Raw genomic sequence first — 21,220 nt, forward strand, 5'->3', positions numbered from 1 at the left:
GGTGGGTCAGGATTTTCGGCCGTCAGCAGCGTTTGTCAGGGTTGCCTGCCTCATGCGAGGCGGGGTTTTGGCCTTGGGCTGAGGGCCAGGGCGATCTTCTTCATGTTCTGGGCTGCGGCGGCGATCAGACACTGGCAGGCTACCCTGGTGAGACTTCGGAACCGGGCATAGCGGTGGCCGTGCAGTTGCTTGGCGTCGGCGAAGGAGCGCTCGACAGTTTCCTTGCGGCGGCGGTAGACGGCCTTGCCCCACGCCGTCAGCCGGTTGGCGTCGGTGCGTTCCTTGGCATCGGCCCAGACGTGGCGGATGATGGTGCGCTGGGCCTTGGCATTGGTGGTGCAGGAAGCGAGCAGTGGACAGTCGCGGCAGATAGCGGGGGCGCTCTTGTAATGGCGGTAGCCATTGCGGTCGGTGGTCGCGTAGGCCAACAACTGGCCCTGTGGGCAGCGATAGCCATCGGTCTCGGGCTCATGGGTGAAGGATGACGGTCCCATCATGCCAGGCTTGGGCGGTGTTGGGCGGCGATAGCCGGTGACGCCGCGTATTGCGCGATCCTCCAGCCCTTTGGCGATGCCGGCCGTGGCATAGCCGGCGTCCAGCCCGACAGCGCCGACATCAAAGCCGAAGCGCTCCACCTGGCGGTCGAGCCGCGACAGGTAGACCGTAGAATCGTGGACGATCGCTGTCGTGTGCGTGTCGGTGATGATGGCGTGGGCCGCATCCACCGTGCGGTGGTCGAGATAGAAGAAGCCCTTCGGTTTGCCCTCGCGCACCATGTAGCCGCTGTCGGGATCGGTGCGCGATACCTTCGTCTCCTTCACCGCGGGCTGGCGTTGCTTCTCCTTCAGCGGCTTCTGGCCGTGCAGCCCTCGTTCGGCGTCGATCGCACGATCGAGGTCGGCCCAATAGTCGGCCCGCGACTTGGCGATCATGGCAAGATCGTATTTGCCCTTGTTGGCGTTGGCCTTCAGATGGGTGGAGTCGGTGTAAAGCACCGTGCCATCGACAAGGCCCGCTCGGATCGCCTGCTCGACGATACGGTCGAAGATCGCCTGCGACACGCTGGTGTCGTCGTAGCGTCGACGCCGGTTCTGCGACAGCGTCGAGGCGTCGAACACCTTGTCCGTCAGTTTCAGCCGCAAAAACCAACGATAGGCGACATTGACCTCGATCTCGCGCACCAACTGCCGTTCCGAGCGAACTCCAAACAGGTAGCCGATGAACAGCGCCTTGAACATCAAGGTCGGATCGAGCGGCGGCCGGCCATTGTCCGGGCAATAGAGTGGCGCCGTCAGATCGTGGATGAAGGAGAAATCGATCACACGGTCGATCTTGCGCAACAGGTGATCAGCCGGAACCAGCTGATCCAGCGTTACCATCTCAAGCGCGGTCTGTTCAGGGGCGGGTCGCTTCAACATGACCCAGTGAATCAAAAACCCCCGGCAAATGCCAGGGGTTTGTCAGCAGTCTGAAGAACCTCGGCGAAAGCCGGGGTTCTTTTTTGATTGTGGTTGCGTCAATGCCAGTAGGGCGTGACCTTGTAGTAATCATACGAAGCGTCACGCGCGGTCTCGCCATCCGCGCCGGCCAGTTCGTTGATCGAATAGGCAGGTGCGGCCTTCAGCTGCTCTTTGGAGAACGGCACGACATAGCCGCCCTTGTCCTCATCATAGTCGAGACTTGCCCAGGGAACGGCGTGGTACTTCTCGCCGATGCCGAGAAAGCCGCCAAAGCCGATCACCGCGAACATGATGCCGTTCGACGTCTTGTCGAGCATGATGTCCTCGATGCTGCCGATGCTCTTGCCTTCGGTGTTGTAGACCGACGTGCCGATAACGCGCGAAGCGGCAATGGCTTCGGTGTGACCTGTCTGGGTTGTCATGATCTGCTCCTCGTTGTCGTTGAACTCTGCTTTGACAATGAGGGGCGCGGGCGAAAGTTCCCGACCTTTTCGGCGGGGGCCAATCACTCCGCGAGGATGAAAGTGACCTTCATGTTGACGCGATAGGCCGCGATCTTGCCGTCCTCGACGACGATCTTCTGATCCTGGATCCAGGCGCCTTCAACGTTCTTCAGGGTTTTCGAAGCGCGGGCGATTCCCTTTTCGATGGCGTCCTGAAAACTCTTCTTCGACGACGAGGTGATTTCGGTGACGCGGGCGACGGACATGGCTTCCTCCTGCCAAAACGCTCATTTGCCGGCCAAGCGTACAACCGGCCCCTCTCAACCACAAGCACGGGCAGGAAGCGCTGGCTCAGCGCCCCTTGGCGATCCGGTCGAAGGCCATCAGCCTTTCGAGCAGAGCCGGCATATCCTTCAGCGGCAGCATGTTCGGGCCATCGGAAGAGGTCGAATTGTCGGGATCCTGGTGGGTCTCGATGAAGACGCCGGCGACGCCGACGGCGACGGCCGCACGCGCCAGCGTCTCGACAAAGCGCCGCTCGCCACCCGAGGAACCGCCCTGCCCGCCGGGCTGCTGCACCGAATGCGTGGCGTCGAAAATCACCGGCGCGCCGATTTCCGCCATGATCGGCAGCGCGCGCATATCCGACACCAGCGTGTTGTAGCCGAAGGACGCGCCACGCTCCGTGGTCAAGACATTGGCGTTGCCGGAACCGGTGATCTTGGCGACCACGTTCTTCATGTCCCAGGGCGCGAGGAACTGCCCCTTCTTCACGTTGATCACCTTGCCCGTTTTCGCGGCGGCAACCAGCATATCGGTCTGGCGCGACAGGAAGGCCGGAATCTGCAGCACATCGACATGCGGCGCGACGATCGCGCACTGCTCCTCGGTGTGGACATCGGTCAGCACGGGAAGCGAAAATTCCTTGCGCAGCTCATCGAAGACCGGAAGTGCGGCGTCCATGCCGGCGCCACGCGTTGCCGACAGCGAGGTGCGATTGGCCTTGTCGTAGCTCGTCTTGTAGACGAGGCCGATGCCAAGCTTGCCTGTCAGTTCCTTCAGCGCGCCGGCCATGTCGAAGGCATGCTGGCGCGATTCGAACTGGCACGGACCAGCGATCAGCGCCAAAGCCGCATTGTTGTCGAAGACGACGTTGCCGACCGTTACGGCCGAATTGGGCGCCATCGAATTGGACGCTTGGGACTTGCTCATGGGATCTCCCGGAAGATGAAAGCCGCGCCCTGTCCGGACACCGGCGGCACGACAATATCAGTGCCCGCTATATCGTGCTGGATGGAATTGGCTGCAAGCAGCCGCGATGTGACATCGATGCTTCGGACGGCAAAGACGATCGCTACGAAGCGAAGTTTCGTCGATGACCCGGCCGGAACGCCAAAGCGGGCGGTGAAGGATTTGGGGTCAAGCACGCTCAAGGTTGCATTCGGCAGGAGAAACACCCCGTCCTCGCCGTTGGCGGCAGGATTGTTCACCGCCACGGAGATCAGCCTGATCTGTTCGTCAGGCTGGTCGCTGACCGCCACCACCTCCACAATGCCCGTGGCGCCATTGGCATGGGTCTGCAAAGCCGTGCGGTCCACTTTCGGCGCGTTGATCCGATGGCAGGCGAACAGGAACGCGTCGGTTGCGCCGCTGGCCGAGGCAAAGGCGAGCTTGAATGACGCCACATCGCTCTTGCCCGATGTATCCGTGAAAGCGCGCGAAAAGCTCAGCGTGTCTCCCGCCGACAGGCCGGCCTCGACATAGCGCGCATGATCGGCGTCGGCATTGTCCGTGCCGAGAACGACCGCGGAAAATCCCTCATCGCCGCGGCTGTCGCGATAGAGGCGGTCGCGCGCGACGAAGACATTGCCCCCGGTGGCCGCCTTGATCGCTGCCTGTTCACTGCCGATCGCGAGCGGCTCCAGATAGGTGCCGTCGGCGAGGAAAACGCAGCAGTTTTCCGTTCCGAAGGGATGGATTCCGGTCGGGGCGACGACGAAGCCCAGCGAAGCGAGCCGGGCTCGCGCCGTGTCGAGGCTGCCGGTCGGCAGAACGAGATGGTCAAGCGGATGCGTGCCGGTGGTTGGTCTGTCGGTCATCAGGCGCGGTGTGCATCATTCCGAAGAGCGGTTCAAGGCCATTTCCCGTTGGTGGCCGCCGGGGACTTGTCGAGATCCGGAACCGCGCGCTGGATCAGCTGCCCGCCACGACATCGGCGGAATAGCGCAATTCGCGCAATGGTTTGACCTTGGCTGTGGTCTGCGCATAGAGCGGATGCGCCTTGTAAGCGGCCAGCGCCGCGTCGTCGGCGAACTCGGCATAGACGACGACATCAACTTCATCCGACAGCGGGTCGACCTTGGTGTTCAAAGTAACCTCGAAGAGACTGGAATGAGGAATGTTGCCAAGTGCCAACAGCCCGGTGCGCACTGCCTCCACATCCTCCTTGCGCCGCGCGCTGAAGAAAACGATATGCCGGATCAATCCCGCCTCCTCGATCTGAATGTCGGGGTCTTTAGTGACGGCGGTCCCCTCGCGTCAACCGTTCATGGCGCCACGCGTCCTTGCGACGCGCCCCAAACGGGACCGGACCTCATCTCGCGGCGACGAACACCTCGCAGAAGCGCCGGGCTGCTATTTTTGGAAGGGGATATTATGCCTTGCCGGTGACGTAGCGCACAGCATGGGAGAGCTCCCTGACCGAGATGTCGAGATACCGGCCCTGATTGTAGAGGCCGTCCCAGATCAGGAAGAACGCGATGGCGGCAATGACGACTACATAACGCATGGCTAAAGCTATCGCACAAGCGCGACTGCGGCCATAGACGTTTTTTGATTTTGGGCAGCAGCGGCTCGACGAAAATGCCGAACGCCACGTGGCACAGCCCAGCCAACGGCCTGCCTCTTGAAGTTCCCCCTCATGACGTGGAAGATTGTGATCGGCATTCGCTGGGAAGCGCAGAAGCTCCGGTTAACGGGCGCGCGCTTTCGTTCGACCCGCCTGTCGCCGAACCCGTGAGCTACGGGACGAGGCAAGGGCGTTCGAACCTGGCGGATGATCCAAGAGAACCGTGGTTCGGCAATTTGCGCCGGTACCACGGAAATCCAGGGGCATGAAATGGCACACGGGGAACATCATAGCGTAGCGCCGGGCGAAGCGGTCAGGCTCGACGAGTTCAATTTCGCCGAGATTGTCAAAGGCCTGCCGGCCAAGGCGCGCATGGTGCTGTCGGCAGCGATGAACCTGCCGCGTGGTTCGCTCAAGGTCAGGATGCCGGATGGTCGCGCCGTTCTCGTTGGCGGCAAGGGACCTGGCCCGGACGCCGAACTGGTGCTCAAGAACTGGCGCTTGCCAGGCCGCGCCTTTTCCGGCGGCACGATCGGTGTTGCCGAATCCTATATGGACGGCGATTGGGAAAGCCCTGACGTCACCAGCTTCCTGGAATTGTTCGTGGTCAATTCGGCAATCGGTGAACGCGTCGCCGGCGGCGCCAGCTGGCTCATCAACACCGTCCAGCGCATCCGCCACTGGTTCAACGAGAACACGCGCACCGGCTCGAAGCGCAATATCTCGGCACATTACGATCTCGGCAACGCCTTCTACAAGGAGTGGCTCGACCCGAGCATGACCTATTCCTCGGCGCTTTACGCGAATGGCGCCAATGACCTGGAAAGCGCCCAGGCCGCCAAATATCGGGCGCTGGCCAGGGACACGGGTATCGGCAGGAAGGACCATGTGCTGGAGATCGGCTGCGGCTGGGGCGGCTTCGCCGAATTCGCGGCACGCGAAATCGGCTGCCGCGTTACGGGACTGACGATCAGCCGCGAACAGCACGATTTCGCCAAGGCACGCATCGCCAAGGCCGGGCTTGCCGACAAGGTCGATATCAAGCTGCAGGATTACCGCGACGAAACAGGGACTTACGACCGCATTGCGTCGATCGAGATGTTCGAAGCGGTCGGCGAGAAATACTGGCCGGTGTTCTTCGGCAAGATGAAGGCCTGCCTGCGGCCCGGCGGTACCGCGGGCCTGCAGATCATTACCATCAACGAGGCCGCCTACGATACCTATCGTGCCAGGCCGGATTTCATCCAGCGCTACGTATTTCCGGGCGGCATGCTGCCGACACCGTCAATCCTGAAGGCGCTCGGCAAGGACCATGGCCTTGCGCATCTGCGTGAGCGCGTGTTTCCGGACGATTATGCGCGCACGCTCGCCGAATGGCGGCATCGCTTCTGGGCGTCGTGGGAGAAGATCGTGCCGCTCGGCTTCGACGATCGCTTCAAGAAACTCTGGGAGTTTTACCTCCATTATTGCGAAGCTGGCTTTCGCGCCAGCTACATCGATGTGCGCCAGGTGGTCTACAAGGCGTAGGTCCATACGCTCCTCGATTTCGTTGCCAGAGCATGCAGCACTGCTGGACATGACGACCGGGTCGATTGCCCGTTGGCGTGCTTCGCCCTTTTCGATCGCGATTTCCTGATGTCAACGTGATGAAACCGCGATCGCGCGTCGACCGTTCTCAAGCATCCGACGCCCCGCGCCAAAACCAACGCCGAGCGCCTCAGACCATAGGAGGCTTCCTTGAAGCGAACTGTTGCCGCCATTGCCATCCTGCTTGCCGCCGTATCCGCTGCCGACGCACGCCGCGTTGTTCCACCCACCGTCATGAACGATCCGCTGGGTCTTAGCATCAGCCCAACCTTGACGCCGGGTGCGAGCGATCTCATCGACAACACACCGACCTCGACCATCCACGGGGTGCATGCTCCGGCCGGGATGTCGCCCTTGATCGTACCCAGCGACCCGACCGGCACGTCCCTCGAGCCAACGCAGCCAGTCAGCCCGCAAGCCCCCGCGACAGCCTTGCCGCTGACGCCGACGCCTGCAACCAACTGAAAGCCGCGCGACGCAAGATAAGCCCACGCCTAGCTGGCGTGAGCTCGCTTCCCGCGGGTTGCGCAGCAATCTTCAAAGAGTGATGCGATACTTCGCAAAACCGGCCTCGCCCTCGCCCGCCGGTTCGATCTTCAGCGACTTCACGTCGGCGATGAAGTCCTTTGCCTTGACGCCCGTCTCGAACACGACGCTGGTGCCTGGCAGCGGCGCGAACGACCAGTTGTCGTCGGCGGACGGGTTGATCGTACCCTGGCTTACGATGTAGCGAACGATGACGTCGCGGTTGGTGTCTGGCGCCTCATAAATGATCTTGGAGGCATTGATGTCAGGGAAATTGCCGCCGCCGCCGGCCCGGTAATTGTTGGTCGCAACGACGAATTTCTGATTGGGATCAATTGGTTTTCCGCCGAACATCAAGTCGACGATGCGGTTGGCGCTGGCATTCGCCACGCCGCCCTTGGCATCATATTTCGGCGGCTGCGACAGGTCTATCTTGTAGGTAACGCCGTCGATGACGTCGAAATTGTAGGATGGGAAATCGGTGTTGATGAGCGCCTGGTCGGCCTTCCCCACCTCGATCCTGTTGAAAATGCCGGCCGACATTTCCAGCCATTCCTTCACCTGCGCACCCGTGATTTCCACGGCCCGTACGGTGTTGGGATAGAGATAGAGATCAGCGACGTTCTTGATGGCGATGTCGCCGGCCGGCACGTCGGTGTAGTAGTCGGCGCCGTTGCGCCCGCCGGCCTTGAAGGGAGCAGCAGCCGACAGCAGCGGCACGTCCTTCCACTGCGTGCTCTTGAGAATGTCCTTCAAGTACCAGGTCTGCGCCTGGCTGACGACCTGCACCGACGGATCGTCTGCGACCAGTGAGAAATAGGAATAGAGCGGCGCCGAAGTCTTGCCGACAGGACGGCGGACATAGGCCAGGGTCGCCTGGTGGTCCTGCTCGAGGGCGGCGATGATGCGCTTGTCGTCCTGAACAGTCGGCTTGTTCTTGTTGTCGACGCGCTCGAAGATCGGCCGCGCCTCGGAGGTGGCGGCAACGACCTTCCATTTCGATCCGTCGCGCTCCAGCATCAGGTCGATCAGACCCATATGCGAGCCCCAGAAGCCACCCATGACGGCGGGCTTGCCCTGCAGCGTGCCTTTTTGCGTATCGACGCCCTCGAGCGACTGGAAATCCTTCTTGCCGGGGAACACCAGATGCTGGTGGCCGGTGAACACCGCATCGATGCCGTCGACGCCGGCGACGAAGAACGAGGCGTTCTCCATCATGTCGCCCTGCTTCACATCGATGCCGGAATGGGAGAGCGCGATAACGATGTCGGCGCCCTCTTCCTTCATCTGCGGCACCCAGGCCTTGGCCGCCTCGACGATGTCGCGCGTTTTGACGTTGCCTTCGAGATTCTTGAGGTCCCAGACCATGATCTGCGGCGGGACGAAACCGATGATGCCGATCCTGATCGGCTGCTCGGCGCCCGAACCGTCCTTGATCTTCCTGTCGAGGATCACATAGGGCTTGAGATAGAGCTTGTCGTCGCGCGGGTTGGCGGCGAGCGCGGTGCCGCGGATCAGATTGGCGCAGACGAACGGAAAATTGGCACCGGCCAGCACCTTGTCCAGGAACGACAGGCCGTAGTTGAACTCATGGTTGCCGAGCGTCGAACACTCGTAGCCGAGCAGGTTCATCCCTTTCATGATCGGATGCAGATCGCCGTCCTTCAGGCCCTTCTCATAGGCGATGTAGTCGCCCATCGGGTTGCCCTGCAGCAGGTCGCCATTGTCGATCAGCATCGAATTGACGGCTTCCTTGCGCACCGCGTCGATCAGGGACGCCGTGCGCGACAGGCCCATCGTGTCGTTGGCTTTGTCGGCGTAGTAATCATAAGGCAGCACGTTCACATGGATGTCGGTGGTTTCCATGATCCGAAGATGCGCCTGGTTGGCTTGCGCGCGGGCGGAGAAGGGATGAAGCACGATCAGCGCCCCTGTGGCTGCGGCACCCGCGAGAAAACCGCGGCGGGAGACTGGGTGGAGCAGTTGCGACATGTTTTCTCCTCTACGACTACCTGACGCCCTGCCCCGAAGCGAACTTGGCGCTGAAATCGGCTCAAGTCCACTCAAGAAGTCGCGCGCATCCGGACATCAGTCCATCAGCACCAGATGACGCGCGGATGAATGCGACAGTGAAGAAAGTCAGGTCTTGTCGTCGTCGCCCTGGGTGATCAGCCGGGCGCTGCGCTGGCCCGTGACGTAGATCCATAGCCAACTCAGGGAAACCGCAAGCCGGTTGCGGAAACCGATCAGAAAATAGATGTGCGCAATGCCCCACAGCCACCAGGCGAGCCAGCCCGTCAGCTTGATCCAGCCGAAATCGATCGCGGCGGCGCGTTTGCCGATCGTCGCCAGATCGCCGGCATGTTTGTAGTGAAATGGCCGCGTGGTGTTGTCACCGCCAAGCCTGGCCTTGATGGTCGCCGCCACATGGCGGCCCTCCTGCTTGGCGGAAGGCGCCACGCCAGGGACCGGCCGTCCATCGGGCCGCAGCACAAGGGCGGCGTCGCCGATGACAAAAATCTCCAGGCTGCCGGGCACGCTGAGGTCAGGCTCGACGAGCACCCTGCCCGCGCGGTCTGCCTTCGCTCCCAGCCATTCGGCGGCGGGCGAAGCGGCAACGCCTGCTGCCCACAGGATCGTTCGGGCTGCCAGCTGCCTGTCGCCAAACACAACACCTTCGGCGTCGCAGCGCGTCACAGCCCGGCCGAGCTCGACCGTCACGCCGAGCCGCTTGAGTGCGTTGCTGGCGTAGTCGGAGAGTTTTGGCGCGAAATTGGCTAGGATGCGGTCACCGGCCTCGATCAGCACCACGCGCGTTTGCCGCGTGTCGATGTTGCGGAACTCGCCGCGCAGCGTGTCGTGGGCCAGCTCGACGATGGTGCCGGCCAGTTCCACGCCGGTCGGCCCACCGCCGACGATCGCAATGGTCAGCAGCGCCTGGCGCTTGGCGGGATCGGTTTCCCTCTCGGCCTGCTCGAAGGCCAGCAGAATGCGGCGCCGAATGGTGGTGGCGTCCTCCAGCGTCTTCAGGCCCGGCGCGAAAGGCTCCCATTCATCATGGCCGAAATAGGCATGGCGGGCACCCGTTGCCAGCACCAGCGTGTCGTAGGAGACGGCGCTGCCGTCATCGAGCAGCACGCGTTTGCCGGCGCGGTCGACGCCGGTGACGTTGGCCAGCAGCGTCGTCACATCCTTGCGCTTGCGCAGGAGGTGGCGGATCGGCCAGGCAACCTCGGAGGTCGCCAGCGCGGTTGTCGCCACCTGGTAGAGCAGCGGCTGGAAAAGATGATGGTTGCGCTTGTCGATCATGGTGATGCGTACCGGTGCGCCTGACAGCGCATGGGTGAGTTCGAGGCCGCCGAACCCAGCGCCGACGACGACGACGTGATGGCTGGCTTCGTTCATTTCATTCACCCTGACGGCAAGATTGCCTGTCCTAGATGTAGGTATTTTTGTGCAATGCAGCAACAGAAGGACAGTGCCCGGGACTCGTCGCCCCATGTCGTGAATGCACAAGATGTATCGTGTCGCGAGGTATAGCGTCATCGAACACGCTTACGAGGTAAAGCATGGCCAACGATCATGACGACCAAGGTCCGGCGCAGTATGCCTCGCCTCCCTGCTTCATGCATGAACTCGAACCCGCGTTTCGGACACCACTATCCGACTGGACCGATGTGAGGCGCTGGCGCAAGGCCGAGCGCGAACGCCTGATCGCGGCGCGGCTGGCGGTTTCCGCCGATGCGCGGACGGCGATGTCTCAGCGTATTGCCGAAGGGCTCGACGCGATCATCGGCGAGATCAGCGGCCGCATGGTCAGTCTTTACTGGCCGTTTCGCGGCGAGCCGGATCTGCGGCCATGGATGGCGTCCGTCAATGAGCACGGCGGCCGCACGGCATTGCCCATCGTCGTCGAGAAAGGGCACCCCTTGATCTTCCGTGCCTACAAATCCGGAGACCGGCTGGAAAAAGGCATCTGGAACATCCCGATCCCGGCCGAGGGCGATCCGGTGCTGCCCGACATCGTCATCTCGCCGATCGTCGGCATTGATCCTGCAAACTATCGCCTGGGCTACGGTGGTGGCTTCTTCGACCGGACACTGGCCGCCATGCCGTTCAAGCCGCTGGTCATCGGCGTCGGCTACGAACTGCAGCGCATCGCCACCATCTATCCACAGCCGCATGACATCCCGATGGATCGGGTCGTCACCGAAGCCTGAGAGCCTGTTTGGAAAATGAGACCGGTCGGATTTCTGTTTCGCTGCGAATATGATTCACCCTTGAGATGTGGACACGACAGCAGCGAGGCCAGGTGGCCGGGATCACCCGAAGTAAAAACACCTCAGGTACGGACCAACGCGTTTCAATCGAGCCACACTCCCGTGTAGCAGCGTGACAAAAATCCGACTTGGTCGATAAATAGTATGATTTTTAAGGGACCATGCCGCGGCGGACCGTTTCGACGAGCGCTCTGGGCGGATCCAACAGTGTCCGGTCGCTCTTTAGATTGGCTGCTTCACAACGGATAACAAGATGATCGGACGAACCATAGCGGCTGCCCTTGCAATTGCGTTTTCCTTGTCGCCTTCGCACGCGCAACCACAGCATCGTTTACCGAGCGGCTATAAATGGGGCCGCTGCCTGCTTGTTGTTGATGGTCAGACTCGCATATCCGGAAGATGCTCCTATCAAATCGAGACGGGCGGCGATTTTAATATCCAGGGGCCTCGGCAAGTTTTTGCAGGTATCGACTATCCTGATACGCATAGTGGGGCTGATGAAATGTCCCGGGATTACTGGGCAGTTGTCTACAAGGACGGTGAGGTTTGGGACGGCTATGCGAACTCGGACATTAGCGAAACTCACGGTGATGAACGTTGGGCAGAACTTCGCCGCGAAGGCGCATGCTATGTAGGGAAGGACGTCCGGGTGTGCCTTTGGCGTTAAGCCATTTCCGGCTTCATGCCCATGGCTGTGCGATCAACGATTTCGCGCAAGGCGAATGACGAGTTGATCTTTGTCACATGCGGCATCGCCGACAGCCACTCCTTGTGGATCCGCTCATAGTCGACCAGGTCTTTTGCCGCGATGCGCAGGATGTAGTCGTATTCGCCCGACATCAGGTGGCAGGACAGCACGTTGGGGCAACGCTTGATTGCCGCCTCGAAATCCGACAGCGTCTTCTCGAACTGGCCCGACAGCGATATATGCACGATCGCCGTCATCTGGTGACCGAGCGCTGCATTCGACAGCCGGGCGTGGTAGCCGCGAATGGTTCCGGATTTCTCGAGATTGTCGAGCCGGCGCGAACAGGCCGACTGCGACAGGCCAACCTTCTCGGCGAGTGCCGCATTGGGTATCCTGCCATCCTTCTGCAAAGTCTCGAGAATGGCGATATCAATCCTGTCGAGCGGCATTTTTCGTGAATCCTGCGAATATCCTGCTATTTCGCGCAACGATTATCGAAACCTGCCTGTCCGCGCAAGCGCATTCGCAAACACTTGCGCACCGATTCGTGGTTCACTCAGACAATACATGGAGTGAGCCCAAAAGGGCCTGGATCAGGAGAAGACAATGCGCGTCGGTTGCCCCAAGGAAATCAAGAACCACGAATATCGCGTCGGCCTCACGCCAGGCTCGGTCCGCGAATATGTGGCGCATGGCCACGAAGTGCTGGTCGAGGCCGGTGCCGGCGCCGGCATCGGCGCCGATGACAACGCCTATCGCGCCGCCGGCGCCACCATCGCCAAGACCGCCGCCGACGTGTTCGCCAAGTCGGACATGATCGTCAAGGTCAAGGAGCCGCAGCCCAATGAGTGGGTTCAGCTGCGTGACGGCCAGATCCTGTACACCTATCTTCACCTGGCTCCGGATCCGGAACAGACCAAGGGCCTGCTCGCTTCGGGCGTCACGGCGATCGCCTACGAGACCGTGACCGACGATCGCGGCGGCCTGCCGCTGCTCGCGCCGATGTCGGAAGTCGCCGGCCGCCTGTCGATCCAGGCCGGCGCCACGGCGCTGCAGAAGGCCAATGGCGGCCGTGGCGTGCTGCTCGGCGGCGTGCCCGGCGTGCTGCCCGGTAAGGTCACCGTGCTCGGCGGCGGCGTCGTTGGTCTCCACGCGGCCCGCATGGCCGCCGGCCTTGGCGCCGACGTCACCATTATCGACCGCTCGATCCCGCGCCTGCGCCAGCTCGACGACCTTTTCGCCGGCCGTGTCCACACCCGCTACTCGACCGTCGAGGCGCTCGAGGAAGAATGCTTCTCGGCCGACATCGTCGTCGGCGCCGTGCTGATCCCGGGCGCTGCCGCGCCGAAGCTTGTCACCCGCGAAATGCTATCCGGCATGAAGAAGGGCTCGGTGCTGGTCGACGTCGCCATCGACCAGGGCGGCTGCTTCGAGACCTCGCATGCGACGACTCACGCCGAGCCGACCTACGAGGTCGATGGCGTCATCCATTATTGCGTCGCCAACATGCCAGGTGCCGTGCCGGTCACCTCGGCTCACGCCCTCAACAATGCGACGCTGCACTACGGCCTGCAGCTCGCCGACAAGGGCCTGAAGGCGCTGGTCGACGACCATCATTTGCGCAATGGCCTCAATGTCCACAAGGGCAAGATAACCAACCGGGCGGTCGCCGAAGCACTCGGTTATGAGCTGGTCGAGCCGAAAGCTGTTCTGGCCGCCTGATTTCGTCTGGGTATTCCTCCCGTCAACCCGCCGGCCATGCCGGCGGGTTTTTTCTTGCCTAAACACAGGCAACAAAAAAGCGGAGCCAAAGCCCCGCTTCCTCGATATCGAGATTGCCGCCGGTTCATCCGCGGTCGGCCAATCGATCGACACTCGCTTTCTATCGCATCTATGCGACGGGAGTACGACAGGCTCCTTGACCGCGATCCTCGCGGTTCAGGCCCGTTCAATCCGGCACTGGTAGCAGTTGTTGCGCGCCGAACGGACATGCACATAGGCGATGTCGTCACGTTCGAACAGCGTCTCGGCTCGCGCCGCAATTGCCTCGGTCGCGATGACCCCGCCGCTGCCATAGACGATGCGATCATCCCTGCCATAACCGCGCACGATGTAGTCTGGGCTTTCGAGGACCTCGGGAAGCACTTCGGTCTCAGTGGCGCGCTCGCATTCTTCAGCATGCAGGAAGATCGGCCCGGTTTCCGCATAGGGCTGAAGGTTCGGGAACGGCCGATAGGCGAGAGTAAGGTAGGCGTCGCCGGCTGCGATGTTCTTCAGACAGTGCCGGCAAGGCATGCCGTCGCCGTCAGAGATTTTCCGCTCTGGCGTGCGGCCGTAGGCATCGGGGCCACCGCGCTGCAGGGCTCTGACATGTTCGGTGGGTAGTGCCTTGAACTGAATGGTCATCGTGAAAATCTCCGGTGTTGTCGACCGGAAGTTATGTGCACGGGCCAATGCTTCCCACCCGATTCCTGCCAAGAGATCGAGGGACCGATCCGATATCGGTGATCAGTCCCTTCGTGATGGCGCCAAAATCGATGAAATACGCCGGCTAAATAAATGCCGGCCGCCCCAAATCACCGGATAAAATCGTCAAAGCGCCGCAGCGTCACCCTGCGGTTCTGCCAGTTTTCGTTCTGCGTCGGCACGAGCAGGAACTCCTCGCCGTAACCCACGGTTTCCAAGGCATAGCTGGGCACACCGAATTCGCGCACCAGCGTGCGTTTCAACGAAGCGGCGCGTTGTTCAGACAGGATCTGGTTCGACTGGAAGGAGCCGACGGCATCGGTATGCCCCTCGATCAGCACACGGGCACCGCGATCGCGACGCAAGATGCGTTGCAGTGCATCGGCGATGGTCTCGATCTTGTCGTATTGCGAACTGGAAATGGCGGCCGAGCCGAAGGCGAAATTGATCGACTGGATGTCGATCGAGCGCGCCATGCGGCGCAAATCGGGCCGGCGCTTGAATTCGCGGATGGTGACGCGCTCGTTTGGCCGCAACTTCACCCGCGGTGCGGCTTCGAGCTTGCGCTCGATCGTCGCGGCCGAAGGCGTCGTCGCCTGGGCGGCGGCAAGGCTCGGCATGGCAATCGCTGCAATCAGCGCGGCGGCCAGTGTACGGCGTGTCAGCATCTCTCTTTTCTCCTTCGGCCTCTGCCGCATTGATGATGCGGGCAACATGCCAAAGGCAGGCTGAAGCGCCGATGAACGGACGGTTAAGGTTCCCGCTGGCGTCGGATTCCGGCTGAAATCAGGGCCGCATGACGCTGGCCGAGCGCTCGGCGAAAGGCAGCGGATGCACGACCTCTTTCTTCTGCGCGACCGGCTTGAAACCGAGCTTCTGGTAAAGCGGCAGAGCTGCCGGATGGTCAAGCGTGCAGGTTTGCACCGTCACCCGTTTCGGCCCATGCGACCAGGCGGCTGAAATCGCCGAGCCCAGGAACCAGCGGCCAATGCCTTGCCCGGTGGCATGTTCCATCATGCCGAAATAGGCGAGCTCGACTTCATCAGGCAGGTGCGGCTTGAGATCGAAGAAGCCCGCCGGCGCGCCGTCGAGATAAAGCACCCTGATGTCGCGGTCCTCGCGGTGGATGCCGGCCGAAAGCTCGTCATCGTCCAGCCTCAGAACATTCACCCAATGCCATTTGCGGCCGACCCGATCCATCAAATAGCGGTAGAAATGCAAGGGAATGTCCTTGGTCTTCAGCAGCGCGACCTGGCGGTTGTAGGGCACTGGCGGCGAGACGGCAGGAGGGGCATGCATTTCAAGAAAAGTCACCGTGACTTCAATATCCTGCAGCACGCCGTTTTCCATCGTCTTCATTCCTTGCCGGCGGGGCCAGTCACGACAGGCGTGTCGGAGAGCCCGCCCCATTCGGTCCATGAGCCGTCATAAAGCCTGTTGTCGGTGTGGCCAAGCGTCTCTAGCGCCAAGGTGATCACCGCGGCGGTGACACCCGAGCCGCAAGATGTGACGACGGGCTTCGACAGGTCAATGCCGGCCTCCTCGATCACCTTGCGCAAACGGTCCGTCGACAGCAGCATGCCGTTTTCCGACAGTGCGGAGTAAGGCACATTGCGGGCACCTGGCATATGGCCGGAACGGATGCCCGCGCGGGGTTCGGGCTCGGCACCGGTGAAGCGGCCGGGTCCGCGGGCATCGGCAATCTGGCTGGCGCTGGTCTCGACGATCCGGCGCATGTCGGCGAGGCTGGCGACGCGGCCAGTGTCGAAATCGGCATGGAACACACTCGGCGCGATCTTCGTCGGCTCGGCCGTTACCGGCCGGCCGGCCGCTTTCCAGCCGTCGAAGCCGCCATCCAGAATATAGGTCTGGAAGACGCCCATGATGCGGAACATCCACCATGCCCGGGGCGCCGAGAAGAACCCCGGACCGTCATAAACAACGATGGTGTCGTCGGCCGAAACACCCATCGCGCCGACATATTGGGCAAAATGCTGAGGTGATGGCAGCGTGTGCGGCAAAGCGGCGTCGGGGTCCGAAACCGCATCCTGATCCAGGAAACGGGCGCCGGGAATATGCGCGGCCTCATATTCCGCACGTGCGTCGCGTTTTTGCGCCGGGAGGTACCAGGACGCATCGACGATCGTCAGGCCCGGCTGGCCGAGGCGTGTCTGCAGCCAATCCGCGTCGACTGTGAAAGGGCTGTCCTGGGCCATTCTTGTTCTCCTGCTTCGTCTTCGGCAAAACTTTGTTTAGCTTGGCAATTTGGATGCGTTTATAGCGCGTGACATTCGCTTGGGAGACGCGACGTGGCCAGCCGCAGCGGTCCGCTGATTCCGATTGTCTTCATGTTTCGTGGCGAGTACGGATTGATCGTTATGATCTGGGGTAGGCGGGGTCAACAATCTAGGCATGAGCAATCTTCTATTTACCCGTATTCCCAGCAATCCGGTTTCGCTCGGACTTGTTTGCTACTTCATCGCGCACTATCCGCCTTTTGACGGCTACGAATTCGGCCAGATGGTGAAGACGCTGCGCTATCAGCTGGATCAGCAGACACATATGATCGGCTCGATCGACGACGCTATCGTCGCTTATGTCGGGTGGATCCAGACCAGCCGCGAGATAGCCGAGGCCTGGGCAACGAATAGCGGGCCGCTCAATCCCTTTCCCGGCGGCGACGCCACCGCGGTGACGGTGCTGGCGACGCGGTCCTCGTCTCACATCCTGCCGATGATCAAGGAAGCCAAGCACCTCAACCTGGACAAATCGGTATTCTGGAAACGCGACTTCATCGACAACCGCGGCTCGGTCAAGCGCGCCGTCCGTAAGCGCGACGTCTGATGGACCCGGCCGGCTCCGCCGAGGCGCTGACGCAAGAGATTCTCATCCGGCTGGATGACCGATATGCCGCAATGTTCGTGCGCATCTGGCGGCCGGCCGGCACGCCGCGCGCAACGGTCTTCTGCCTGCACGGCTTCACCGGCAATGGTGCCGACTTTGATTACCTCGCCACCTTCCTTTGCCGCAATGGCTTCCTGGTTATCTGTCCCGACTTGTTGGGGCGCGGGCGCAGCGCCTATCTGGGGTCAGGATACGACATCAACGTCTACTCCAAATGCCTGCGCGCGCTCGGCGAGTTCGCCGGTACGGAGAACCACTTCATCGGCACGTCGTGGGGCGGTACGATTTTGCTGCTGTTTCTGCAGATGACCCGCTCCAAGGCCGCGAGAATCATTCTCAACGACGTCCCCATGGTCGGCGGGCCGAAGGTTGACGCGATGAGAAACGAAGTCCTCAGAGAAAGTACACTTGCGTTCGAAACCCGCGCGGCGGCCAGGGACTATCTAAGCGCCACAAGAGCCGTCATAGGCCCGGTCGAGGACACGGTGTTCAACCGCTACGTCGAGAACAGGATCGCCGCCGGTCCCGATGGCTTCCGGCTCGCCTATGACCCGGCCACAACGGGATATTTCGGCGCCCTGACCGGCCGCGAATACGACCTTTTCCCAATCGCCGCCAAGATCGACGCCCGCATCCTGCTGATGTACGGTCGCGGCAGCCAGGTCATTGACCGGCGGGCCATCGAGCGCACGCGGCTGGCACGGCCTGATCTGTGGCTTGTCGACAACATCGATGCAGGCGATCCGCCGTCGCTGATGACATTGGGCCAGGCTCTGCTCATCCTGGGGTTCCTGTCTGTTGCCTGAAACCTGGCGTGTCGTGGTGGGGTTGGTTCGGAAATGCATTTCGACGATCTGTACAGTGAATATGTCGCCGCGACCTATGATCGCCAGAGCTCCACCGAAAACCCTGCCAAAATCCTGATTTGCACGACTCCGCGAACGGCGGGGCATTCCTATTGTCAGGTCTTGCAGCAGTTCGGTTTGGGAATACCCACGGAGTATTTTCAGTGGCAATATGCCTTGCCGCTGATGAGACGGTGGTCGGCGGACGACACCATGGACCTTGAAAAACTCAATCAGCGGGCGCCGGCCTATGGTCGCCATCTCCTGGCGAAAAGGACTGAGAACGGCGTATTCGCCGCCAAGATCTTCTTTGAAAACCTGCCCTTCGCGCGCAATTCAATCGGCGATGACGACGGCAACTCGTTCTATGTCTTCCTCTCGAGGAGAAACAAGGTAGATCAGACCATCAGCCTGCTCTCGATGCTGCATACGGGCCAGCCGTTCGACGGTCAGGAGAAGCTGCCTGGGATTCCCACGGTGACAATTTTGAGCGAGAAAGTTGTCCGAGACACCGCGCAGTATATTTTCGATAGCGAAATCAGGTGGAAAAATTATCTGAACACTGTTGATCGCCGCAGGGTGGCTCATGTCTTCTACGAGGACTTTATCGCGGACCAGCAGGAAAACGCATCCGCCACAATGAGCACCTGGTTCCCGGACTTCGCGCTGAGGTCAAAAGCCATATCTACAAGCAAGCGCTATGCGCATGATGTCGAGTTCAAGACCATGATCGGAAGGCAATTCGGGGGGTATATCCGGCGGTTCTGGCAGGAACCTGCCTGACGTTGCGCGTCATCGACGCGAAACACTGACCGAAGCCCCCTCCGCCGGCCGTAGTGCCAACCCATAGTCGAACCGGATCACATCGTCGGCACGGCTGAAGGCGAATTGGCGGATTACCGCGAGAACAGCCTCTTTGACTTCCAGCCGGCCGAGACGCGCGCCACCACACATGCGCGGTCCGGTTAGGAACGGAATAAAAGCCCGTCGGTCGAAGCTGTTCTCGATGAATTCTTTCCTGCTGGCATCGAAGGTGCGTGGGTTTTCCCAGAAGGCTGGGTGCTGGTGCACGCCGATGATCGACACCATGATCAGCTGCCCGGCGCGTAAATCGCGACCGTCGAGCGTCGTGTCGGCGCCGACTTCGCGGGTCAGAAACGGTATCGGAGGGAAATAGCGCATCGTCTCGTTGATCAAGCAATCGGTGTAAGGCGTGTGCGCCTCGCCTGAGAGGACCTCGGCATGGATGCGCTCCTGCACCTGCTGGTTGGCGCCCAGCCGGTCGATCACCCAAAGTGCAGTCGTTACCGTCGTCTCGACGCCGGCGAAGAAATTCATGACGAACTCTTCCACCGGCGAAAAGCCTTCGACATCAGTGGCTTCGCTTTTAAAGCGGTCCATCTCCGCAGCGGCCCGGGGATCCGCCATAAGCAGCGATGCGAAATCGGCAATCACCGCGCGGGCGTCCTGGATGGCGTTCGCGCGTTCGGCGGTCGTCGGCGTCACCCAGGAATAATATTGGAGACGCCTCAACACGTCGCGAACCCTGTCGAGCAGCAACAGCGTCGCCGCCACATCGGGAACAAGGCCGAAAGCCCGAAAAAATATCGTCATCGATGCGGCGAACAAAGCTTGCTGAATTGCCGGTAGTGTGGCGTCGCTGCCGGAAAGACCGGCAGCATAGAGTTCCGCCACGGGACGCTGCTGCGCCGGCCTGGCGGCCGCCAGGTAGATGTCCTGGGTGATGGCGCGCCGGACAGACCAGTCCTCGTCATTGGTGTTGAAGCGGCTAAACCCGAGGGCCGAGATCAGGGAGAAGTTCTTTCGGAAGAGCTCCGGCGCCTTGACGATGATGTCGACGGCCTCGGGATTGTCGAAGACAGTCAGATTGCCAAGGTCACGCGCCTTCCCATTTGCTCCCACCTGCCCGCTTTGGGCGAAAAGCGCATAGACAAGGTTGTTGAGCACGCTTTCGATTTGCGCTGGATTGTCCACCAAACCCCCTGTCAGCCGAGGCTCGGTCAGCCCCAGCGCGACGCTTACCACATCCGTCCGACGCGCTACCGAGGCATCGTGGCAAAGCAGCAACACTACTCCGCAAAGTTGCTGGCCGGACTTGCTGCAATGTGCCGTTAGGTTATGTGTGTAATGTTGGTTTTGGGGCAAGATTCTAAACGGGGTTAAGTATGCGGGCTCGGGCACCTGGTAAATTGTTGGCGACTGTAGCGGCGTCCGCTGCTTCGGTGACTTCCGCAGGCGTGGTTGCCGCGCATGCGGAGGATGCGAAGGTCACAGACCAGTCGGTGATCGATTCACGCGTCAAGATAGCCTTCGAGGGCGCGTTCTTTCAAAACAACATCCACAATGGCGACAAGCTCGGCGGCTCTGACAAGCTTGGGAACAGTAACGGCGACTTCTCTGGATCGATCGCGTTGACCAAGCAGATTTCACCTGACATGGACTGGCGCCTCGCTGGCGCGTTCCACGTCGGGAAGAACCGGTCGTTCGATATCAGCGGCGCGACAACCGGGTTCGGTAATCCGGGGACATTGACTTTAGGCTACGGCGACGACTACGTCTTCCAGACGTTCGATTTCGATGTCGGCAAGCATGTCAAGGTTCAGGCCGCCGATATCCGCTTCTTTGGCGGTCTGCGCCTGGTGCATTCGGATGAAACAGGTGATGTCTTCGAAAGCTTCACCCCGGACAATCCGGCCGACAAGGGGGTCTCCGCCGACAAGATTGGATCGTCGGAATATTGGGGCGTCGGCCCGCGTGTCGGCGCCGAGGCCTATTACCCGCTCGGCGAAACCTGGGGTCTGACAGGCGCGGTTTCCGGCTCCGTCATGTGGGGGCGCCGCAATGACCGTGTCGGTGTGAATGTCACGGGTACCAATCCGGATGGGCACCTGTCCGCTACAGTGGCGAGCCAGTCCTACAGCCAGACAGTCACCAACGTTGACGCCTCGGCCGGCTTGAGCTGGACGCCGCTCGCGGGTACCACCTTTACCGCCGGCTACAAGATCGAGCAGTGGCACAATCTGCTTATCAATGCGGACCACACCAACCAGACTTTCCACGGCCCCTTCCTTCGGCTCGAAGTGAAGATGTGACGGCGGCGACCGACATCCGGTGAGATTTGGGCAGTGTTCGAATCCAGGACCGCGGTCAACG

25 protein-coding genes are annotated in these 21,220 nt (G+C 61.2%); 10 read left to right on the forward strand and 15 right to left on the reverse strand.

Annotated features, from left to right (window positions below; all coding sequences use genetic code 11):
- Window positions 1–50 precede the first annotated feature (50 nt).
- The 7 genes from DBIPINDM_RS36785 to DBIPINDM_RS36815 all read right to left on the reverse strand — a co-directional run bounded on the left by DBIPINDM_RS36785 (window position 51) and on the right by DBIPINDM_RS36815 (window position 4,691).
- Window positions 51–1,418: an IS1182 family transposase gene (locus tag DBIPINDM_RS36785; RefSeq protein ID WP_258581702.1), complete on the reverse strand. Its 1,368-nt coding sequence runs from the start codon at window positions 1,416–1,418 to the stop codon at window positions 51–53.
- Window positions 1,419–1,516: 98 nt separating this feature from the next.
- The gene (locus DBIPINDM_RS36790; protein ID WP_258583852.1) at window positions 1,517–1,882 is read right to left on the reverse strand and encodes a PRC-barrel domain-containing protein; all 366 of its coding nucleotides are present in this window, start codon (window positions 1,880–1,882) and stop codon (window positions 1,517–1,519) included.
- An 83-nt stretch (window positions 1,883–1,965) separates the two neighbouring features.
- Window positions 1,966–2,169, reverse strand: coding sequence for a dodecin family protein (locus DBIPINDM_RS36795; protein WP_027045027.1), 204 nt, complete (start codon window positions 2,167–2,169; stop codon window positions 1,966–1,968).
- 85 nt (window positions 2,170–2,254) lie between these two features.
- The gene (gene kdsA / locus DBIPINDM_RS36800) at window positions 2,255–3,115 is read right to left on the reverse strand and encodes a 3-deoxy-8-phosphooctulonate synthase (protein WP_258583853.1); all 861 of its coding nucleotides are present in this window, start codon (window positions 3,113–3,115) and stop codon (window positions 2,255–2,257) included.
- Window positions 3,112–4,002 carry a VOC family protein gene (locus DBIPINDM_RS36805; RefSeq protein ID WP_258583854.1) on the reverse strand — a complete coding sequence of 297 codons (891 nt, stop codon included), beginning with the start codon at window positions 4,000–4,002 and terminating at the stop codon, window positions 3,112–3,114. Before DBIPINDM_RS36805 ends, kdsA begins: the two co-directional genes overlap by 4 nt.
- 94 nt (window positions 4,003–4,096) lie before the next feature.
- Window positions 4,097–4,387, reverse strand: coding sequence for a Dabb family protein (locus tag DBIPINDM_RS36810; RefSeq protein WP_258583855.1), 291 nt, complete (start codon window positions 4,385–4,387; stop codon window positions 4,097–4,099).
- A gap of 169 nt (window positions 4,388–4,556) precedes the next feature.
- The gene (locus tag DBIPINDM_RS36815) at window positions 4,557–4,691 is read right to left on the reverse strand and encodes a hypothetical protein (protein ID WP_258583856.1); all 135 of its coding nucleotides are present in this window, start codon (window positions 4,689–4,691) and stop codon (window positions 4,557–4,559) included.
- Window positions 4,692–4,823: 132 nt separating this feature from the next.
- Between DBIPINDM_RS36815 and DBIPINDM_RS43465 the strand changes: the two genes are divergently transcribed.
- From DBIPINDM_RS43465 to DBIPINDM_RS36825, 3 genes are all read left to right on the forward strand, one after another.
- Window positions 4,824–4,922 carry a hypothetical protein gene (locus tag DBIPINDM_RS43465; protein WP_323806058.1) on the forward strand — a complete coding sequence of 33 codons (99 nt, stop codon included), beginning with the start codon at window positions 4,824–4,826 and terminating at the stop codon, window positions 4,920–4,922.
- 99 nt (window positions 4,923–5,021) lie between these two features.
- Window positions 5,022–6,278, forward strand: a complete 1,257-nt coding sequence (locus tag DBIPINDM_RS36820) for an SAM-dependent methyltransferase (protein ID WP_258583857.1) — start codon at window positions 5,022–5,024, stop codon at window positions 6,276–6,278.
- A 210-nt stretch (window positions 6,279–6,488) separates the two neighbouring features.
- Window positions 6,489–6,803 carry a hypothetical protein gene (locus tag DBIPINDM_RS36825; protein WP_258583858.1) on the forward strand — a complete coding sequence of 105 codons (315 nt, stop codon included), beginning with the start codon at window positions 6,489–6,491 and terminating at the stop codon, window positions 6,801–6,803.
- 72 nt (window positions 6,804–6,875) lie between these two features.
- Here DBIPINDM_RS36825 and DBIPINDM_RS36830 read toward each other — a convergent pair whose 3' ends face one another.
- Window positions 6,876–8,855, reverse strand: a complete 1,980-nt coding sequence (locus DBIPINDM_RS36830) for a bifunctional 2',3'-cyclic-nucleotide 2'-phosphodiesterase/3'-nucleotidase (protein WP_258583859.1) — start codon at window positions 8,853–8,855, stop codon at window positions 6,876–6,878.
- A 147-nt stretch (window positions 8,856–9,002) separates the two neighbouring features.
- Window positions 9,003–10,268 carry an NAD(P)/FAD-dependent oxidoreductase gene (locus tag DBIPINDM_RS36835; protein ID WP_258583860.1) on the reverse strand — a complete coding sequence of 422 codons (1,266 nt, stop codon included), beginning with the start codon at window positions 10,266–10,268 and terminating at the stop codon, window positions 9,003–9,005.
- A gap of 164 nt (window positions 10,269–10,432) precedes the next feature.
- On the opposite strand from DBIPINDM_RS36835, the gene DBIPINDM_RS36840 reads away from it, so the two are divergent.
- Window positions 10,433–11,083, forward strand: coding sequence for a 5-formyltetrahydrofolate cyclo-ligase (locus DBIPINDM_RS36840; protein ID WP_258583861.1), 651 nt, complete (start codon window positions 10,433–10,435; stop codon window positions 11,081–11,083).
- A gap of 313 nt (window positions 11,084–11,396) precedes the next feature.
- Window positions 11,397–11,810: a hypothetical protein gene (locus DBIPINDM_RS36845; protein WP_258583863.1), complete on the forward strand. Its 414-nt coding sequence runs from the start codon at window positions 11,397–11,399 to the stop codon at window positions 11,808–11,810.
- Here DBIPINDM_RS36845 and DBIPINDM_RS36850 read toward each other — a convergent pair.
- Window positions 11,807–12,280 carry an Lrp/AsnC family transcriptional regulator gene (locus tag DBIPINDM_RS36850; RefSeq protein WP_010909317.1) on the reverse strand — a complete coding sequence of 158 codons (474 nt, stop codon included), beginning with the start codon at window positions 12,278–12,280 and terminating at the stop codon, window positions 11,807–11,809. The genes DBIPINDM_RS36845 and DBIPINDM_RS36850 overlap by 4 nt on opposite strands.
- A gap of 157 nt (window positions 12,281–12,437) precedes the next feature.
- On the opposite strand from DBIPINDM_RS36850, the gene ald reads away from it, so the two are divergent.
- The gene (gene ald / locus DBIPINDM_RS36855) at window positions 12,438–13,553 is read left to right on the forward strand and encodes an alanine dehydrogenase (RefSeq protein ID WP_010909316.1); all 1,116 of its coding nucleotides are present in this window, start codon (window positions 12,438–12,440) and stop codon (window positions 13,551–13,553) included.
- A gap of 216 nt (window positions 13,554–13,769) precedes the next feature.
- On the opposite strand, the gene DBIPINDM_RS36860 is transcribed toward ald, so the two are convergent.
- The 4 genes from DBIPINDM_RS36860 to sseA form a co-directional block, all read right to left on the reverse strand.
- On the reverse strand, window positions 13,770–14,237 hold the full coding sequence (locus DBIPINDM_RS36860) for a DUF1203 domain-containing protein (protein ID WP_258583864.1): 468 nt from the start codon (window positions 14,235–14,237) through the stop codon (window positions 13,770–13,772).
- A 170-nt stretch (window positions 14,238–14,407) separates the two neighbouring features.
- Window positions 14,408–14,965 (reverse strand): OmpA family protein, encoded by a 558-nt coding sequence (locus tag DBIPINDM_RS36865; RefSeq protein ID WP_258583865.1) that lies wholly within the window; start codon window positions 14,963–14,965, stop codon window positions 14,408–14,410.
- 118 nt (window positions 14,966–15,083) lie between these two features.
- The gene (locus tag DBIPINDM_RS36870; RefSeq protein WP_258589431.1) at window positions 15,084–15,647 is read right to left on the reverse strand and encodes a GNAT family N-acetyltransferase; all 564 of its coding nucleotides are present in this window, start codon (window positions 15,645–15,647) and stop codon (window positions 15,084–15,086) included.
- A 5-nt stretch (window positions 15,648–15,652) separates the two neighbouring features.
- On the reverse strand, window positions 15,653–16,513 hold the full coding sequence (sseA, locus tag DBIPINDM_RS36875; RefSeq protein WP_258583866.1) for a 3-mercaptopyruvate sulfurtransferase: 861 nt from the start codon (window positions 16,511–16,513) through the stop codon (window positions 15,653–15,655).
- 196 nt (window positions 16,514–16,709) lie between these two features.
- Between sseA and DBIPINDM_RS36880 the strand changes: the two genes are divergently transcribed.
- The 3 genes from DBIPINDM_RS36880 to DBIPINDM_RS36890 are packed head-to-tail and all read left to right on the forward strand — an operon-like array spanning window position 16,710 to window position 18,829.
- Entirely contained in the window at window positions 16,710–17,141 is a 432-nt protein-coding gene (locus DBIPINDM_RS36880) for a hypothetical protein (protein WP_258583867.1), read from the forward strand.
- A complete protein-coding gene (locus tag DBIPINDM_RS36885) occupies window positions 17,141–18,007 on the forward strand; it encodes an alpha/beta hydrolase (protein WP_258583868.1) in 867 nt (288 codons plus the stop codon). Before DBIPINDM_RS36880 ends, DBIPINDM_RS36885 begins: the two co-directional genes overlap by 1 nt.
- Before the next feature lie 33 nt (window positions 18,008–18,040).
- Window positions 18,041–18,829, forward strand: a complete 789-nt coding sequence (locus tag DBIPINDM_RS36890) for a Stf0 sulfotransferase family protein (RefSeq protein WP_258583869.1) — start codon at window positions 18,041–18,043, stop codon at window positions 18,827–18,829.
- Window positions 18,830–18,838: 9 nt separating this feature from the next.
- On the opposite strand, the gene DBIPINDM_RS36895 is transcribed toward DBIPINDM_RS36890, so the two are convergent.
- Window positions 18,839–20,248, reverse strand: coding sequence for a cytochrome P450 (locus DBIPINDM_RS36895; RefSeq protein ID WP_258583870.1), 1,410 nt, complete (start codon window positions 20,246–20,248; stop codon window positions 18,839–18,841).
- Window positions 20,249–20,259: 11 nt separating this feature from the next.
- On the opposite strand from DBIPINDM_RS36895, the gene DBIPINDM_RS36900 reads away from it, so the two are divergent.
- On the forward strand, window positions 20,260–21,159 hold the full coding sequence (locus DBIPINDM_RS36900; protein WP_258583871.1) for an Lpg1974 family pore-forming outer membrane protein: 900 nt from the start codon (window positions 20,260–20,262) through the stop codon (window positions 21,157–21,159).
- The last annotated feature ends 61 nt before the right edge of the window (window positions 21,160–21,220 follow it).

The organism is Mesorhizobium sp. AR02, from assembly GCF_024746835.1.
In the GTDB taxonomy this organism is placed as follows: Bacteria; Pseudomonadota; Alphaproteobacteria; order Rhizobiales; family Rhizobiaceae; genus Mesorhizobium.

Excerpts from the sequence above, each read along its gene's own strand:
- DBIPINDM_RS36795 (WP_027045027.1), bottom strand. The coding sequence starts at position 2,169 with ATGTCCGTCGCCCGCGTCACCGAAATCACCTCGTCGTCGAAGAAGAGT.
- DBIPINDM_RS36850 (WP_010909317.1), bottom strand. The coding sequence starts at position 12,280 with ATGCCGCTCGACAGGATTGATATCGCCATTCTCGAGACTTTGCAGAAG.
- ald (WP_010909316.1), top strand. The coding sequence starts at position 12,438 with ATGCGCGTCGGTTGCCCCAAGGAAATCAAGAACCACGAATATCGCGTC.
- DBIPINDM_RS36830 (WP_258583859.1), bottom strand. The coding sequence starts at position 8,855 with ATGTCGCAACTGCTCCACCCAGTCTCCCGCCGCGGTTTTCTCGCGGGT.
- DBIPINDM_RS36805 (WP_258583854.1), bottom strand. The coding sequence starts at position 4,002 with ATGACCGACAGACCAACCACCGGCACGCATCCGCTTGACCATCTCGTT.
- DBIPINDM_RS36835 (WP_258583860.1), bottom strand. The coding sequence starts at position 10,268 with ATGAACGAAGCCAGCCATCACGTCGTCGTCGTCGGCGCTGGGTTCGGC.
- DBIPINDM_RS36865 (WP_258583865.1), bottom strand. The coding sequence starts at position 14,965 with ATGCTGACACGCCGTACACTGGCCGCCGCGCTGATTGCAGCGATTGCC.
- DBIPINDM_RS36890 (WP_258583869.1), top strand. The coding sequence starts at position 18,041 with ATGCATTTCGACGATCTGTACAGTGAATATGTCGCCGCGACCTATGAT.
- kdsA (WP_258583853.1), bottom strand. The coding sequence starts at position 3,115 with ATGAGCAAGTCCCAAGCGTCCAATTCGATGGCGCCCAATTCGGCCGTA.
- DBIPINDM_RS36840 (WP_258583861.1), top strand. The coding sequence starts at position 10,433 with ATGGCCAACGATCATGACGACCAAGGTCCGGCGCAGTATGCCTCGCCT.
- DBIPINDM_RS36860 (WP_258583864.1), bottom strand. The coding sequence starts at position 14,237 with ATGACCATTCAGTTCAAGGCACTACCCACCGAACATGTCAGAGCCCTG.
- sseA (WP_258583866.1), bottom strand. The coding sequence starts at position 16,513 with ATGGCCCAGGACAGCCCTTTCACAGTCGACGCGGATTGGCTGCAGACA.
- DBIPINDM_RS36870 (WP_258589431.1), bottom strand. The coding sequence starts at position 15,647 with ATGGAAAACGGCGTGCTGCAGGATATTGAAGTCACGGTGACTTTTCTT.
- DBIPINDM_RS43465 (WP_323806058.1), top strand. The coding sequence starts at position 4,824 with ATGACGTGGAAGATTGTGATCGGCATTCGCTGGGAAGCGCAGAAGCTC.
- DBIPINDM_RS36845 (WP_258583863.1), top strand. The coding sequence starts at position 11,397 with ATGATCGGACGAACCATAGCGGCTGCCCTTGCAATTGCGTTTTCCTTG.
- DBIPINDM_RS36815 (WP_258583856.1), bottom strand. The coding sequence starts at position 4,691 with ATGCGTTATGTAGTCGTCATTGCCGCCATCGCGTTCTTCCTGATCTGG.
- DBIPINDM_RS36820 (WP_258583857.1), top strand. The coding sequence starts at position 5,022 with ATGGCACACGGGGAACATCATAGCGTAGCGCCGGGCGAAGCGGTCAGG.
- DBIPINDM_RS36885 (WP_258583868.1), top strand. The coding sequence starts at position 17,141 with ATGGACCCGGCCGGCTCCGCCGAGGCGCTGACGCAAGAGATTCTCATC.
- DBIPINDM_RS36880 (WP_258583867.1), top strand. The coding sequence starts at position 16,710 with ATGAGCAATCTTCTATTTACCCGTATTCCCAGCAATCCGGTTTCGCTC.
- DBIPINDM_RS36785 (WP_258581702.1), bottom strand. The coding sequence starts at position 1,418 with ATGTTGAAGCGACCCGCCCCTGAACAGACCGCGCTTGAGATGGTAACG.
- DBIPINDM_RS36790 (WP_258583852.1), bottom strand. The coding sequence starts at position 1,882 with ATGACAACCCAGACAGGTCACACCGAAGCCATTGCCGCTTCGCGCGTT.